The following is a 14,376-nucleotide window of genomic DNA, read 5'->3' as shown; positions in this document are numbered from 1 at the left end:
GTATACATCGGGGGTATACACCGTGTGTAGAGTGCTCCGCATGTCCATCGGTCACACCCTCCTAGGGCTCCTGGAGTCCGGGCCGCGCCACGGTTACGACCTCAAGCGCGCCTTCGACGAGAAGTTCGGTCACGACCGGCCGCTGCACTACGGCCAGGTCTATTCGACGATGTCCCGCCTGCTGAAGAACGGCCTCGTCGTGGTCGACGGCATCGAGGCGGGCGGCGGTCCCGAGCGCAAGCGGTACGCGATCACCGACGAGGGGATCACCGACGTACAGCGGTGGCTCGCCACGCCGGAGAAGCCCGAGCCGTACCTCCAGTCGACGCTGTACACCAAGGTCGTCCTCGCGCTGCTCACCCACCGCGACGCCGCCGACATCCTCGACACCCAGCGTTCGGAACACCTGCGCAGCATGCGCATCCTCACCGACCGCAAGCGCAAGGGCGATCTCGCCGACCAGCTCATCTGCGACCACGCCCTGTTCCATCTCGAGGCCGACCTGCGCTGGCTGGAACTGACCGCCGCGCGCCTCGACAAGCTCCGTGAGGCGGTAACCCGATGACTCCCCCCGCAGGTTCCCTGCTCTCGGCGGACCAGCTCCGCAAGGCCTACGGCCCCACCCTCGCCCTCGACGGTGCCGAGTTCTCCATCCACCCCGGCGAGGTCGTCGCCGTCATGGGCCCCTCCGGGTCCGGCAAGTCGACGCTGCTGCACTGCCTCGCCGGCATCGTGCCGCCCGACTCGGGGACGATCACGTACAACGGGCGCGAGCTGTCGGCGATGTCCGACGCCCAGCGCAGTGCTCTGCGCCGCTCGGACTTCGGGTTCGTGTTCCAGTTCGGCCAGTTGGTGCCGGAGCTGACCTGCGTCGAGAACGTCGCCCTTCCGCTGCGCCTGAACGGCACCTCCCGCAAGGAGGCCGAGCGGGCCGCGCTGGGCTGGATGGAGCGGCTGGAGGTCGACGACCTCAGGAAGAAGCGGCCCGGCGAGGTCTCGGGCGGCCAGGGGCAGCGGGTCGCGGTGGCACGCTCGCTGGTCACCAACCCGCGCGTGCTCTTCGCGGACGAGCCGACCGGCGCGCTGGACTCCCTCAACGGGGAGCGCGTGATGGAACTCCTCACGGACGCCGCCCGCTCCACCAACGCCGCGGTCGTGCTGGTCACGCACGAGGCACGGGTGGCCGCCTACTCCGACCGCGAGATCGTCGTACGCGACGGCAAGTCCCGGGACATGGAGCGGGTCGTATGAACGTGCGCCAGTGGGCCGCCGACCTGATGCTGGGCGTCCGCTTCGCCTTCACCGGCGGCCGGGAGGGGTGGACCCGGGCCGTGCTGACGGCCGTCGGCGTCGGGCTCGGCGTGGCGCTGCTGCTGCTGACGACGGCCCTGCCGAACGCGCTCACCGTCCGGCACGACCGGGAGGCGGCGCGCTCCGACATCACCTACGCCTCCGACCCGATGCCGAAGGCGAACGACACCCTCGTGATCGCCGACGTCGACGAGGACTTCCGCGACAAGGACGTCCGGGGCCGGGCCCTGGAGCCGGAGGGACCGCGGGCCCCGCTGCCGCCGGGGGTGGAGAAGTTCCCGGCGCAGGGCGAGATGGTGGTCTCCCCCGCGCTGCGGGAGCTGCTGAACTCGGACTCCGGCGCGCTGCTGCGTGAGCGGCTGCCGGAGCGGATCGTCGGCACGATCGCCGAGGAGGGGCTGATCGGCTCGGCCGAACTCGCCTACTACCGGGGCGCGGAGGGGCTCGCGGAACACATCGCCTCGGGCCGGATCGAGCGTATCGACCGGTTCGGAGACCCGGATCCGGGGGAGGAGCAGTCCGACCCGGTGCTGATCCTGCTGATCCTCGTCGTCTTCGTGGTGCTGCTGATGCCGGTCGCGGTGTTCATCGCCGCCGCCGTGCGGTTCGGCGGCGAGCGGCGGGACCGGCGGCTCGCGGCGCTGCGGCTGGTCGGCTCCGACAGCCGCATGACCAGGCGCATCGCCGCCGGCGAGGCGATGGCCGGCGCGGCCCTCGGGCTGGTCTTCGGTGCCGTGTTCTTCATGGTCGGGCGGCAACTCGCCGGCAGCGCCGAGGTGTTCCGCATCAGCGTGTTCCCCAGCTATCTCAACCCCTCGCCGGTGCTGGCCCTGCTGGTGGCGGTGGCGGTGCCGGCGGCGGCGGTGCTGGTGACGCTGTTCGCGCTGCGCGGGGTCGTCATCGAACCGCTCGGCGTGGTGCGCGACAGCCGGCCGGCCCGGCGCCGGCTGTGGTGGCGGCTGATACTGCCGCTGGCCGGACTGGCGATGCTCTACCCGATGATCGGCAACGGCCGGGAGAACGGCGACTTCAACCAGTACCTGGTGACCGGCGGTGTCGTCCTCCTCCTGGTCGGCGTGACCGCGCTGCTGCCGTGGATCGTGGAGAGTGTCGTCGCCCGGCTCGGCTCCGGCGGCGTGGCCTGGCAGCTGGCCGTGCGCAGGCTCCAGCTGAGCAGCGGCACGGCGGCCCGGATGGTCAACGGCATCGCGGTGGCCGTCGCCGGGGCGATCGCGCTGCAGATGCTGTTCGCCGGCGTGGACGACGACTACACCAAGTCCACCGGGCAGGACGTGTCGCGGGCGCAGATGGAGGCGCAGCTGTCGAGCGGGGTCCCGATGGCCCCGGCGGCCGAGAAGTTCCGCGAGACCAAGGGGGTGACGGCGGTCTACGCCTTCTCCGAGGGCTACGTGGGCGACCGCGCCCGGGACCCGGAGCACGGCACGATGCTCACCGTGGGCGACTGCGCGTCGCTGCGGGAGATCTCCAGGCTGCCCTCGTGCGCGGACGGCGACGTGTTCGCCGTTCACGGTGCCGAGTGGGACACCGGGGAGGACATGACGAAGCTGGCCGCCCCCGGCCGGAAGCTGTACTCGGACCCGACCTACGAGGGCGGTCCGCAGCGCCAGGCGGTCCCCTGGACGGTTCCGCAGGGCATCAAGACGGCGAAGGCGCTTCCGGGGCTGCTGGCCGGGACCGACCGGGGCGGCTTCCTCATCACGCCGGGGGCGGTGCCGACATCGCTCGCACCGACGCTGGACGGACACGCCTATCTCCAGCTGGACGAGTCGGTGCCGGACGTGCACGACCTGGTGCGGAACACCACGGCGGCCATCGACCCGCTCGCGGACGCCGTGACCTGGTCGGCGACCGAGCGGACCGACCGGTTCGACGCCATCCGCACCGGCCTGTTCGTGGGGGCGGCGTGCGTGCTGGCGCTGATCGGCGCCAGTCTGCTGGTCTCGCAGCTGGAGCAGCTGCGCGAGCGCAAGAAGCTGCTGTCGGCCCTGGTCGCCTTCGGCACCCGGCGCCGCACGCTCAGCCTCTCGGTGCTCTGGCAGACGGCGATTCCCATCGTGCTCGGCCTGCTGCTCGCCTCGGTGGTGGGCCTGACCCTGGGCACGGTGCTGCTGAAGATGACGAACACCCCGGTCGGCGTCGACTGGACCGGCGTCCTGTCCATGACCGGCATCGGCGCCGCGGTCGTCCTGGTGGTGACGCTGTGCAGCCTGCCGCCGCTGCTGCGGCTGATGCGGCCGGAGGGGCTGCGCACGGAGTAGTTCCGCCGGCGTACGACCGGCCGAGCGGCCGTCCCGGCGGGCGGTCGCTCAGTCGTGCACCGTCCGCACCGGCAGGTCCGCCATCGCCTCCCGCAGGGCCGCCGCCAGTTCCGCGTACTCCGCGGACCGGGCCGCGCCCGTACGCATGGCGAGGGCGACGCGGCGGGTGGGGGCCGGGTCGGTGAACGACGCGGTGAGGAGCCGGCTGGACCGGGAGGTCTCCACCCGGACGGCGGTGCGGGGCAGCAGCGTCACACCGAGGCCGCCCGCCACCAGTTGCACCAGCGTGGACAGTCCGGCGGCCGTGGTCGTCGCCGGGACACCCGCGCGGCCCGCCTCCCGACAGATGTCGAGTGCCTGGTCGCGCAGGCAGTGCCCCTCGTCGAGCAGCAGCAGCTTCAGCTCGCGCAGCACCGAGCGTTCGAGGCCCTCCCGGCCGCCGAGCCGGTGGTCGAGCGGCGTGACCAGGACGAAGTCCTCGTCGAAGAGCGGGAGTTCGGTGACGCCGGGGACGCCGAGCGGGACCGCGAGCAGGAGCAGGTCGAGGCGGCCGGTGGTGAGCCCGTCCAGGAGGCTGGCGGTCTGCTCCTCGTGGACCTGGAGGTCGAGGTCGGGGTAGCGGTCGTGCACCAGCCGCAGCACCGTGGGCAGCAGGTACGGCGCCACGGTGGGGATGACGCCGAGCCGCAGCGCGCCGGTGAAGGGCGCCCGTACCGCCTCCGCCTCCTCGAGGAGCGCGCCGACCTCCGCCAGTACCGCCTTCGTCCGCACCGCGAGCCGCTCGCCGGCCGGTGAGAGCAGCACCTTGCGCGTCGTACGCTCCAGGAGGGTGACACCCAGTGCCTCCTCCAGGGCGGAGACGGCGCCCGAGAGCGCCGGCTGGCTCATGCCGATCGCGGCGGCGGCGTCACGGAAGTGCAGATGCTCGGCGACCGCGTCGAAAGCCCGCAGCTGAGCGAGGCTGGGCTGCCTCTTCTTACTGGACACTAATAGCCACCTCCGATCAACTGGACCGAGTGTAGCTATTTCACTAATCAATGCACCCTGTGCCAACATCACTAACGTCCAACCCCTGGGAAACACTCGCAAAATGGGTGTTTCTTCGCTGCGCTTTTGGAGAGCACGTGCTCACTGTCGGTGACAAGTTCCCCGAGTTCGACCTGACCGCCTGTGTCTCGCTGGAGAAGGGCAAGGAGTTCCAGCAGATCAACCACAAGACCTACGAGGGTCAGTGGAAGGTCGTCTTCGCCTGGCCCAAGGACTTCACCTTCGTGTGCCCGACCGAGATCGCCGCCTTCGGCAAGCTGAACGACGAGTTCGCCGACCGTGACGCCCAGATCCTCGGCTTCTCCGGCGACTCCGAGTTCGTGCACCACGCCTGGCGCAAGGACCACCCGGACCTGACCGACCTGCCCTTCCCGATGCTGGCCGACTCGAAGCACGAGCTCATGCGTGACCTCGGCATCGAGGGCGAGGACGGCTTCGCGCAGCGCGCGGTCTTCATCGTGGACCAGAACAACGAGATCCAGTTCACGATGGTCACCGCCGGCAGCGTCGGCCGTAACCCCAAGGAGGTCCTGCGGGTCCTCGACGCCCTGCAGACCGACGAGCTCTGCCCGTGCAACTGGAGCAAGGGCGACGAGACCCTGGACCCGGTCGCGCTGCTCTCGGGAGAGTGATCTGACATGTCCCTCGACTCCCTGAAGTCCGCCGTCCCGGACTACGCCAAGGACCTGAAGCTCAACCTGGGTTCGGTCATCGGCAACTCCGGTCTCCCGGCGCAGCAGCTGTGGGGCACGGTGCTGGCGACCGCCATCGCCTCGCGCTCCCCCATCGTGCTGCGCGAGCTGGAGCCGGAGGCGAAGGCGAACCTCACGCCGGAGGCGTACACGGCCGCCAAGTCGGCCGCCGCCGTGATGGCGATGAACAACGTCTTCTACCGCACCCGGCATCTGCTGTCGGACCACGAGTACGGCACCCTGCGCGCCGGTCTGCGGATGAACGTCATCGGCAACCCGGGCGTCGACAAGGTCGACTTCGAGCTGTGGTCCTTCGCGGTGTCCGCCATCAACGGCTGCGGCATGTGCCTGGACTCGCACGAGCAGGTGCTCCGCAAGGCCGGGGTGGACCGCGAGACGATCCAGGAGGCGTTCAAGATCGCCGCCGTGGTCGAGGCCGTCGGCGTCACGCTGGACGCCGAGGCGGTCCTGGCCGCCGAGTAGTCGGCACGGGCTTCGTCCCGGCGCGGCACACACGGCACGGGCCCCGCTCACCGAGAGGTGGGCGGGGCCCGTTCGCCTGGCCGGGGCGGGCTCGGCACCCCCGCCCTCGCTACGCCGGGGAGGTGTCCGCCGGCGGGCCTTCCACCGGGGGTTCCGGGGTCTTCGGCGGCCCCGGGACCCGGTCGACGGCCGGGGCGGCGTCGGTCGAGGTGGCTCCGTGCGGTCTCGGCGTCTGCCGCAGGGCGGCCTCGCGGGAGTACGCCCGCAGATAGCCCACGACGGTGTTGGTCACCGCCACCAGCGGCACGGCGACCACGGCGCCGCCGATGCCGGCCACCATGCCGCCGGCGGCCACCGAGAGCACCACGGCGAGCGGATGGACCCGCACCGCGCGTCCGAGGATGAACGGCTGCAGGATGTGCCCCTCGATCTGCTGCACCGCCAGCACCACGACGAGCGTCATGACCGCCGCGAACACGCCCTGCGTCACCAGCGCCACGACGACCGCGAGTGCCCCCGACACCACCGCGCCGACCAGCGGGATGAAGGCGAACAGGAAGATGAACACGGCCAGCGGGACGGCCATCGGCACGTCCAGGAAGTAGATGCCGAGGCCGATGAAGATGGCGTCGATCAGCGCGACTATCACCGTGCCGCGCACGTAGGCGGTCAGCGTCCGCCAGGCGCGCGGGCCGGCTCCGGCCACGCCCGGCCGGGCTGCGGCGGGCACCAGCTTCAGCGACCACTGCCAGATGCGCTTGCCGTCGTAGAGCAGGAACAGCGTCGAGAAGGCGGCCAGCAGGATGCCGGTGAGCGCCTCGACGACGACCGTGACGCCTTCGAGCCCGGCCGAGGTGATCTGGTCGGTGTTGGCGCCGACCGCGTCGCGCAGGTTCTTCGCGATCTCGTTGATCTGCTTGTCGGTGACGTGGAACGGGCTGTTCAGCAGCCAGTTGCGCAACTCGTCGATGCCGTCCTGGACCTGGTCGGAGAGGTTGTCGATGTTCTCCATGACCTGCCAGGTGACGAACCAGCCGATCAGCCCCATCACCACGAACCCGAGGATCGCGGTCAGGGCGGTGGCCGGCCCCCGCGGCACCCCGTGCCGGCGCAGCCAGGCCACGGCCGGCTGAAGCAGCGCGGTGATCAGCAGCGCGGCCACGAACGCCAGCACCACCAGCTGTACGGCGCTGATGACCCGCATCAGCACCCACACGGTGCCCGCGAGCACCAGCAGCCGCCACCCCGCCTCCGCGGCCACCCGGACTCCCCAGGGCACGGCCTGCGCCGGATCGGGGCGGTTGACGACCCCGGCCGGGCGGTGGGCGGCGAGGTGCTCACCGGCGGTGTCCCCGGCCGCGTCCTGCGCCGTGCCGTCAGCCGGGTCGTCCAGGGGTCGCCGCGCGTGGTCGGAGGCCGGCCCGGGGCCGTCGTCGGTGTCGTCCCGCCCCGCTTCCTCGCGGCGCTGCTCCAACCGCTCGCTCGCCCGCGTCAGTCCGGCGCCGAGCCGGCCGAGCCACCCTGGCACTCGTGACATGATCCGTCCTCTTCCCCCGTCCTTCCCCACCACTCCCCCCTGGAGTCGTTCCGGTCCGACCGTACATGGCGGGAGCGCGAAAGCCCCTCACCATAAGACGGTGAGGGGCTGCGCGAGGTTGAGCGTGGACCGCGGCGCCGGGGAAGGCGGGCGACTGCGGGCTCAGTACCAGTGGTTGGCCTGCCAGAAGGCCCAGGCGTCGCACGGGCTGCCGTAGCGGTTGTCCATGTAGCTGAGGCCCCACTTGATCTGGGTGGCCGGGTTGGTCCGCCAGTCGGCGCCCGCGGAGGCGTACTTGCCCGCCGGGAGGGCCTGGAAGAGACCGTAGGCGCCGGAGGAGGCGTTGACGGCCTGGTAGTTCCAGCTGGACTCGTGGTTCACGATGTTGCTGAAGCACTGGAACTGGCCGCTGGGCACCATCTGGCGCGCCATCGCCTGGATCTGGCTGGTGCTGTAGGAGCTCTGGACGGTGAAGCTGCTGGCGTCGCGCTGGGCGTCGCGGCTGGCCGCGTCCCTCGCCGCCTCGCGCTTCTTGGCGTCCGCGGCCGCCTGCTTGGCCTTCTGCTGCTTGGCCACGGCGGTCTTGGCGGCTGCCTTGCGGGCCGCCTCCTCGGCGCCCTTCTTGGCGCTCGCGTCCGCGGCGATGGCCTGCACATCGGCCTGCTGCGTCAGGGACGCGGTCTGCACCTGCGCCTGCTCACCCATGGGGATGTCGGCAAGCAGGGTCGTGCCTGCTGCCGTCGCCTCCGCGTCGTCGTTGTTCTGCGCGACGCTGCCCGAGGCAACTCCGACGACGCTTCCGACGGCGGTGACCGCCGTGGCCGAGGCCACTGCGAATCCCCGGACCGAGATCCGGCTCACACGGTTTCCTTCCAGCATCGCCCGCTTCGGTGACCCTCGCGGACGCAATCGTGCCCCTGGCACTGGCCTCCCCAACTACGGGTCACGGGAGGCACGGGCCCGGTGGACAACTCCCTCGCCGGGAGCGCCGCGTGGTGCTCGGGCGGCATACGACTCGACTATGGAGTTGGATCTGATGCTTCTGGGGCGCCGTACCTCCCCCACTGCTTTAAGAGCGTGGGAGGTGCCCCCAGGGGTACAGCTGTGTCGTATGCGGGGCCTGACAGGAGTGAGACTCTGCCGTAACCCGGCGGGGTGAGGCAATTCTGTGTTGCGTGTGAAAGCTCACATCTCGTTTGGCCCACGGGATTCACGGAAATCCGCACACGCCGAGGCGCCGCCCGGCTAGGCTCTGGGCCTTTCCGGACGGCGCCGAACTGACGGGTAACCGACTCTCCTACGGGCAATCGACCCTTCACGGGTCGGACTTCACGGAAGCGTCAGATGTGACCGTCCTCCAGCATTTCGGTCACGAGCGCCGCGATCTGGGACCTCTCGGAGCGCGTCAGGGTGACGTGCGCGAAGAGCGGATGCCCCTTCAGTTTCTCGACGACGGCGACGACTCCGTCATATCGCCCCACCCGGAGATTGTCCCGTTGTGCCACGTCATGGGTGAGTACGACCCGTGAGTTGGCCCCGATCCGGGACAGCACGGTCAGCAGGACGTTCCGTTCCAGCGACTGCGCCTCGTCCACGATCACGAACGCGTCGTGCAGCGAGCGGCCCCGGATGTGGGTGAGCGGCAGTACCTCCAGCATCCCGCGCGCGGTCACCTCCTCGATGACCTCCCGGCTGGTGACGGCCGACAGCGTGTCGAAGACCGCCTGCGCCCAGGGGCTCATCTTCTCGGCCTCGGAGCCGGGCAGATAGCCGAGTTCCTGCCCGCCCACCGCGTACAGCGGCCGGAAGACCATCACCTTCTGGTGCTGCCGGCGCTCCAGGACCGCTTCGAGGCCCGCGCACAGGGCGAGCGCCGACTTGCCGGTGCCGGCCCGGCCGCCCATCGACACGATGCCGACGTCCGGATCGAGGAGCAGGTCGAGTGCGATCCGCTGCTCGGCGCTGCGGCCCTTGATGCCGAAGGCCTCCCGGTCGCCGCGCACCAGCCGGACGTCGCCGTCGGGGGCGACCCGGCCGAGGGCCTTGCCGCGCTCCGACTGGATGGTCAGACCGGTGTGCACGGGCAGGCCGGCCGCCTCGGGGACGTGGACCCGGCCCTCCTCGAAGAGCACGTCCACCTGCTCACCCGGCAGGGTGAGTTCGGACATTCCGGTCCAGCCGGAGGCGTCCGTGATGGCCAGCTCGGCGCGGTACTCCTCGGCCAGGAGCCCGACGGAGGACGCCTTGATCCTGAGCGGGAGGTCCTTCGAGACGACGGTGACGTCGAACCCCTCCGCCTGCAGGTTGCGGGCGACCGCGAGGATGCGGGAGTCGTTGTCCCCCAGGCGGTAGCCGCTGGGCAGCACGCTGGGGTCCGAGTGGTTGAGCTCGACGCGGACGGTGCCGCCGAGGTCCCCGATCGGGATGGGGGCGTCGAGGCGACCGTGCCGCACCCGGAACTCGTCGAGCAGGCGCAGGGCCTGCCGGGCGAAATAGCCGAGTTCGGGATGGTGCCGTTTGGCCTCCAACTCCGTCACCACGACGATGGGGAGCACGACCTCGTGCTCGTCGAAGCGGTTCAGGGCGTTCGGGTCGGCCAGCAGGACGCTGGTGTCGAGAACGTAGGTGCGCCTATCTGGCTTGTGGCGCTTTGTGCTGGTCACCACGGAAGGACGTACCCCCTCGGAAGAGGTCGGGGAGCGACGGAGTGGACGCAGGGCCGGGAGGGCGGGAACGGACCGCGCCGGGAGGGCGGGAACGAGCCGACCGGTCGTGGGGCTGCCCGACGGTCGCCGTCGGGCAGGTCCCTGGGGCCGCCCTGCACTGGCGCGGACCGGGGACCGGTCCTCCGCCGCGTCTTCCGTGCCGTGACCGCACGGTGGGGCTGGTGCAAAGGGCCTCCCGGGCGGACGGCTCCGTGCCGTCCGCTGAGATCCGACACCCGTGGTTCGGGCGTCGACCTGCTTGGCTTATGCCCTCGAACAAGCGCCGCCATGCCACGACACAGGACGGCGCACCGGTGAACTCCTCGTTACGGGCGTACCGCTGGCGGGCACCGCCCGGAGGGCAGAAAAAACGGGCCGGTCCGTGGGGGGGGATACGGACCGGCCCGAGGGGGGGGTTTCCACCATAACCCTTCGTAAGTGATGCTGCGTGCATCGGCGTGCCACAACTACTCTCCGGAGTCGCCCGGCAACGCCCGGATGACCACGGAAGCCCTCATTCCGCCCTGAACGGTGGCCAAATCACCGCGCACCTCCGGGCGGGCGGTGATGCGCGTGAGCCTGGAGGGGTACGGCGGGGCCGACTCGGCTCGATCGGTCCGGCGGCCGGCACGACGGGGTCCCACGGCTCGTCCGACCGTTGCTCCGGCACCGCGCAGCCCCCTCCACTGCGCGGTGCCACTCGCGCGGCTTTGCTCACGCGAATTACCTGGCTCCGAACCTACGCGACCGGGCGGGCCGTTTTCGACTCGAAGAGGACATCGATGAATAACGATGTGGAAACCCTGTGAGGGTCGATGGGTGATTGCGTACCCTGCCGCCACGCACGCGGATATTTGCGAAGGTGTGTCACTTAAGCCCGGAAGATCCGTCCCCGGACAACCGAAGACGACCAGGAGTGACCGAGGACAGGATCCGTCCTACTTCCCCCTTAACGTCGCCCCATGACGAAGACGGCAGGCATCACTTGGGCCGCGGCGAGCGCACGACGCTCGGAACGGCAGTTCCTGGCCAGGTCCGCCCGGACGGGCACGCCCGTCGCCGACGTGGCCGCCGCGATGCTCGGTGTCCACGCCCAGGTACTGTCCGCGGCCGAGTTGTCGGTGGGCCTGCGGGCCGACGGCGTGACCCGCACGGACGTACGCGACGCCCTGTGGCCCACCGCCCGGCTCGCGCCACCAGCGCCGGCGCTCGCGCCCGCGCCCGCGCCCGCGCTGGTGAAGACGCACGGCCCGCGCGGGACGGTGCATCTGCTCCCGGCCCGCGACCTGCCGATGTGGTGCGCCGCGCTGCCCGCGATCCCGGCCGGCCCGGCCGCCTTCCCCGCCGGGGTACGCCTCACCGGGGAGCAGGCCGGGCAGGTCGTGGCCGCGATCGCCGACGCGCTCGACGGCGCCTTCCTGACCATCGACGAACTCGGCGAGGAAGTCGTCGCCCGCACCGGCCCCTGGGCCGGCGACCTGGTCATGCCCGCCTTCCAGACCATGTGGCCCCGCTGGCGCCAGGTCCTGCACCGGGCCGGCCAGTGCGGCGCCCTGTCCTTCGGCCCGAACCGCGGCCGCAGGGTGACGTACACCCGGCCGCCCCACTTCACCCCGCTGCCGCCCGAGGAGGCGACGCGGCTCCTCGTACGCCGATACCTGTACGCGTACGGACCGGCGACGCCCCAGCACTTCGCCCGCTGGCTGGCCGCACCGCCCGGCTGGGCGAAGGACCGCTACGCCGAACTGGCCGCCGCGGGCGAGATCGAGGAGGTCCGCTTCGAGGGCGCCCCGGCGTGGGTGGCGGCGGGCGACACCGGCTTCCCCGACGCCCCGGAACGGGACGAACTGCTGCGCGGGGTGCGGTTGCTGCCGTACTTCGACGCGTACGTCGTCGCCGCGCAGCCGCGGGAACTGCTCTTCCCGGGGGCCGCCTACCGGCGGGCCCTGGCGGGCGGGCAGGCCGGCAACTTCCCCGTGCTGCTGGTCGACGGGGTCGCGGCGGGCGTCTGGCACCAGCGCCGCCGGGGCCGCCGTACGACCATCACGGTCGAACCGCTGGTCCGACTGACGGCGCGGCAGGAGCGCGAGCTGGCGGACCGCGCGGAACGGGTGGGGGCCGTGCTGGAGGCGGCGGCGGAGCTGGTGATCGGGGAGGTGACGGTGGGGGCGCACGCGTGAGGAGGCGGGGCCCGGTCCTGTCGTGGGTGTCAGGGCCGCGGGTGGGGCCGGCTCGTGGCGTCCGGCTTGCGCACGTCGAAGAGATGGCGGGAGCTGTGGGCGACGAAGGGCCCGTCGGCCTCGATGCGTTCGTGCAGGTCGCGCAGCCGGTCCCGGTACGCCTCGACGGTGAAACCGGGGACCATCCACACCACCTTGCGCAGGAAGTGGACCACGGCACCGATGTCGCGGAACTCCATCCGCAGCCGCTCCGCCCGCAGCTCGACGACCTCCAGCCCGGCCGCCTCGGCGTCGGCGCGCTCACGCTCGGGGTCACGGTGCCGGTGGCTGTCCTCGGGCAGCGGTCCGAGGAAGTACTCGATGAGCTCGAAGACGCTGGCAGGACCGACGTGCTGCGCGAAGTAGGTGCCGCCGGGCATGAGCACGCGGGCCACCTCGTCCCAGTGCGGCTCGACGGGATGCCGGCTCACGACCAGGTCGAAGGCGCCGTCCGCGAAGGGCAGGGGCGCGTCGTCGGCCGAGGCGACCACCGGGACTCCGCGCGGGCGCAGCAGCCGGGTGGCCTCGGCGGCGTTGGGCGCCCACCCCTCGGTGGCGGCGACGAGCCGCGCCCGGTCGGCGCCGGCGGCTTCGAGGGCGAAGTCCAGCACCTCCCCTCCCCCGGTCTGCACGTCCAGTACGGCGGTGGCCCCGGCCAGCCGCCCGGCCATGGACCGCGCGTACCCCCAGGAGGGCCGGGTCTCGGTGGCCCGCCCCTCGAACCAGGAGAAGTCCCACCCTTCGGTGGGAACGGCGGCACCTTCGGCCACGAGGAGGTCGAAGGTCCGGGGGCGGGAAGGGCGCGCCATGAAGAAGGCTCCGCTCGATAGCCGGTCGGGAACGGTGGCGGACAGGGCCAGGGAGGTCCGGCTCAAAGATACGGCCGCCGGCGGCGCGGACCCAGGCGATTTTCCGGGCGGGACCTTGGCGGGTCGGTTCGGCTCCGGGGCGGCCTGTTTCGGCGCAGTCTGCGGTGGAGGTGAGCGTACTCGGGTAGAGGGTGCTCAGCAGCGAGACGCCCAGCGAACCGCCCTTGCTGCGTGTGTCACGCGATCTCCGCCCGGAGGCAGGGGGATGCGGTGCCGCGCCTGCGCTCCACGCTGCTCGCCCGCACCGCCTCGTCGCCGAGCCGCCCGCCGAGCCGCACGGGCCGCACGAGCCGCACGGGCCGCACGGGCCGCACGGGCCGCACGGGCCGCACGGGCCGCAGTAGGGTCCGTCGCCTCGCCCGGCGCCTGAGGTCCGTCCGTCAGTGGGCGATCGCGGCGCGCAACGTGCAGAGGGCCGCCGCCTCGCGCGAATCGGGCGCGGCGGAGTAAACGATCATCGATTGATCGGTGTCGGGCAGCAGCAGGGTGTCGCAGTCCAGGAGGAGAGTCCCGAGGGCGGGGTGGTCGATTGTCTTGCGCATCGACCGGGAAGTCGTGGAGCGGCCTTCCTCCCACATGCTCCAGAAGCGCTCGCTGCCGTCGATCAGCTCCTCGATCAGTGAGCGGAGGTCCGGGTCGTGGGGGTAGCGCGAGCGCGCGGTACGCAGCAGTCCCACGGACTGCTGGGCCGTCGCTTCCTCCTCCTCCGGAGAGGTCGCGACATGAGCGACCCCGACGCCGAGGAACCGCTGCCAGACGATGTTGCGGTGCCCGTCGGGCCAGCGCATGAGGTCGCCGAGGAGCGCGCCGGCCATCGGGTTCTGTGCCAGCACGTCGCCTTTGGCGGACAGTACGAGCGCGGGTAGGTCGCTGAGCCGTTCCAGCAGCCGCAGCACGCTCGGGCGGACGGTGGTCTCGATCCGGCCGGACAGCGGCGGGGAGTTTCCGGCCAGCCGGAAGAGCTGGTCGCGTTCGTCGCGCTCGAGCCGGAGTGCGCCGGCCAGCGCTGAGAGCACCTGGGCGGACGGCTGGGGTCCGCGGCCCTGCTCGAGGCGGACCACGTACTCGACGCTGAGCCCGGCGAGCTGGGCCACCTCCTCGCGGCGCAGGCCGGCGACCCTCCTTCTGGGACCCGACGGAAGGCCGACGTCCCCGGGCGCGATGCGTGCGCGGGCGGCCTTGACGACGCGGGCGAGCTCGAAGCGGTCCATACCCCCATCCTCCCCCTCGGCGG

General features: G+C 71.6%; 13 protein-coding genes. 6 read left to right on the top strand and 7 right to left on the bottom strand.

The window, feature by feature from the left end; translation table 11 throughout:
• Positions 1-40 precede the first annotated feature (40 nt).
• The 3 genes from C4J65_RS22300 to C4J65_RS22290 are packed head-to-tail and all read left to right on the top strand — an operon-like array spanning position 41 to position 3,590.
• On the top strand, positions 41-565 hold the full coding sequence (locus C4J65_RS22300) for a PadR family transcriptional regulator (protein WP_003973941.1): 525 nt from the start codon (positions 41-43) through the stop codon (positions 563-565).
• A complete protein-coding gene (locus C4J65_RS22295; protein WP_115743984.1) occupies positions 562-1,251 on the top strand; it encodes an ABC transporter ATP-binding protein in 690 nt (229 codons plus the stop codon). Before C4J65_RS22300 ends, C4J65_RS22295 begins: the two co-directional genes overlap by 4 nt.
• Positions 1,248-3,590 carry an ABC transporter permease gene (locus C4J65_RS22290; protein ID WP_162833286.1) on the top strand — a complete coding sequence of 781 codons (2,343 nt, stop codon included), beginning with the start codon at positions 1,248-1,250 and terminating at the stop codon, positions 3,588-3,590. The genes C4J65_RS22295 and C4J65_RS22290 overlap by 4 nt, the downstream gene beginning before the upstream one ends.
• 48 nt (positions 3,591-3,638) lie before the next feature.
• Here C4J65_RS22290 and C4J65_RS22285 read toward each other — a convergent pair whose 3' ends face one another.
• Entirely contained in the window at positions 3,639-4,577 is a 939-nt protein-coding gene (locus tag C4J65_RS22285) for a hydrogen peroxide-inducible genes activator (protein WP_115743983.1), read from the bottom strand.
• 137 nt (positions 4,578-4,714) lie between these two features.
• On the opposite strand from C4J65_RS22285, the gene C4J65_RS22280 reads away from it, so the two are divergent.
• Both C4J65_RS22280 and C4J65_RS22275 read left to right on the top strand, forming a co-directional pair.
• Positions 4,715-5,269 carry a peroxiredoxin gene (locus C4J65_RS22280; protein ID WP_003973945.1) on the top strand — a complete coding sequence of 185 codons (555 nt, stop codon included), beginning with the start codon at positions 4,715-4,717 and terminating at the stop codon, positions 5,267-5,269.
• Between the two features lie 6 nt (positions 5,270-5,275).
• The gene (locus tag C4J65_RS22275) at positions 5,276-5,812 is read left to right on the top strand and encodes an alkyl hydroperoxide reductase (RefSeq protein ID WP_115743982.1); all 537 of its coding nucleotides are present in this window, start codon (positions 5,276-5,278) and stop codon (positions 5,810-5,812) included.
• A 109-nt stretch (positions 5,813-5,921) separates the two neighbouring features.
• Here C4J65_RS22275 and C4J65_RS22270 read toward each other — a convergent pair whose 3' ends face one another.
• From C4J65_RS22270 to C4J65_RS22260, 3 genes are all read right to left on the bottom strand, one after another.
• Complete coding sequence (locus C4J65_RS22270) at positions 5,922-7,349, bottom strand: AI-2E family transporter (protein ID WP_115743981.1); 1,428 nt, start codon at positions 7,347-7,349, stop codon at positions 5,922-5,924.
• 162 nt (positions 7,350-7,511) lie between these two features.
• Positions 7,512-8,210, bottom strand: coding sequence for a transglycosylase SLT domain-containing protein (locus C4J65_RS22265; protein ID WP_240330490.1), 699 nt, complete (start codon positions 8,208-8,210; stop codon positions 7,512-7,514).
• 479 nt (positions 8,211-8,689) lie between these two features.
• Complete coding sequence (locus C4J65_RS22260; RefSeq protein WP_115743979.1) at positions 8,690-10,015, bottom strand: PhoH family protein; 1,326 nt, start codon at positions 10,013-10,015, stop codon at positions 8,690-8,692.
• 1,001 nt (positions 10,016-11,016) lie between these two features.
• On the opposite strand from C4J65_RS22260, the gene C4J65_RS22250 reads away from it, so the two are divergent.
• Complete coding sequence (locus C4J65_RS22250) at positions 11,017-12,234, top strand: winged helix DNA-binding domain-containing protein (protein WP_115743977.1); 1,218 nt, start codon at positions 11,017-11,019, stop codon at positions 12,232-12,234.
• A 29-nt stretch (positions 12,235-12,263) separates the two neighbouring features.
• Here C4J65_RS22250 and C4J65_RS22245 read toward each other — a convergent pair whose 3' ends face one another.
• From C4J65_RS22245 to C4J65_RS22235, 3 genes are all read right to left on the bottom strand, one after another.
• Positions 12,264-13,082 (bottom strand): class I SAM-dependent methyltransferase, encoded by an 819-nt coding sequence (locus C4J65_RS22245; protein ID WP_115743976.1) that lies wholly within the window; start codon positions 13,080-13,082, stop codon positions 12,264-12,266.
• Positions 13,083-13,318: 236 nt separating this feature from the next.
• Positions 13,319-13,474, bottom strand: a complete 156-nt coding sequence (locus tag C4J65_RS36140) for a hypothetical protein (protein ID WP_162833285.1) — start codon at positions 13,472-13,474, stop codon at positions 13,319-13,321.
• Between the two features lie 48 nt (positions 13,475-13,522).
• On the bottom strand, positions 13,523-14,353 hold the full coding sequence (locus tag C4J65_RS22235; RefSeq protein ID WP_115743974.1) for a helix-turn-helix transcriptional regulator: 831 nt from the start codon (positions 14,351-14,353) through the stop codon (positions 13,523-13,525).
• Between the last annotated feature and the right edge of the window lie 23 nt (positions 14,354-14,376).

Source organism: Streptomyces sp. CB09001, from assembly GCF_003369795.1.
GTDB lineage: Bacteria > Actinomycetota > Actinomycetes > Streptomycetales > Streptomycetaceae > Streptomyces.
This window is presented reverse-complemented; position numbering and strand designations above follow the sequence as displayed.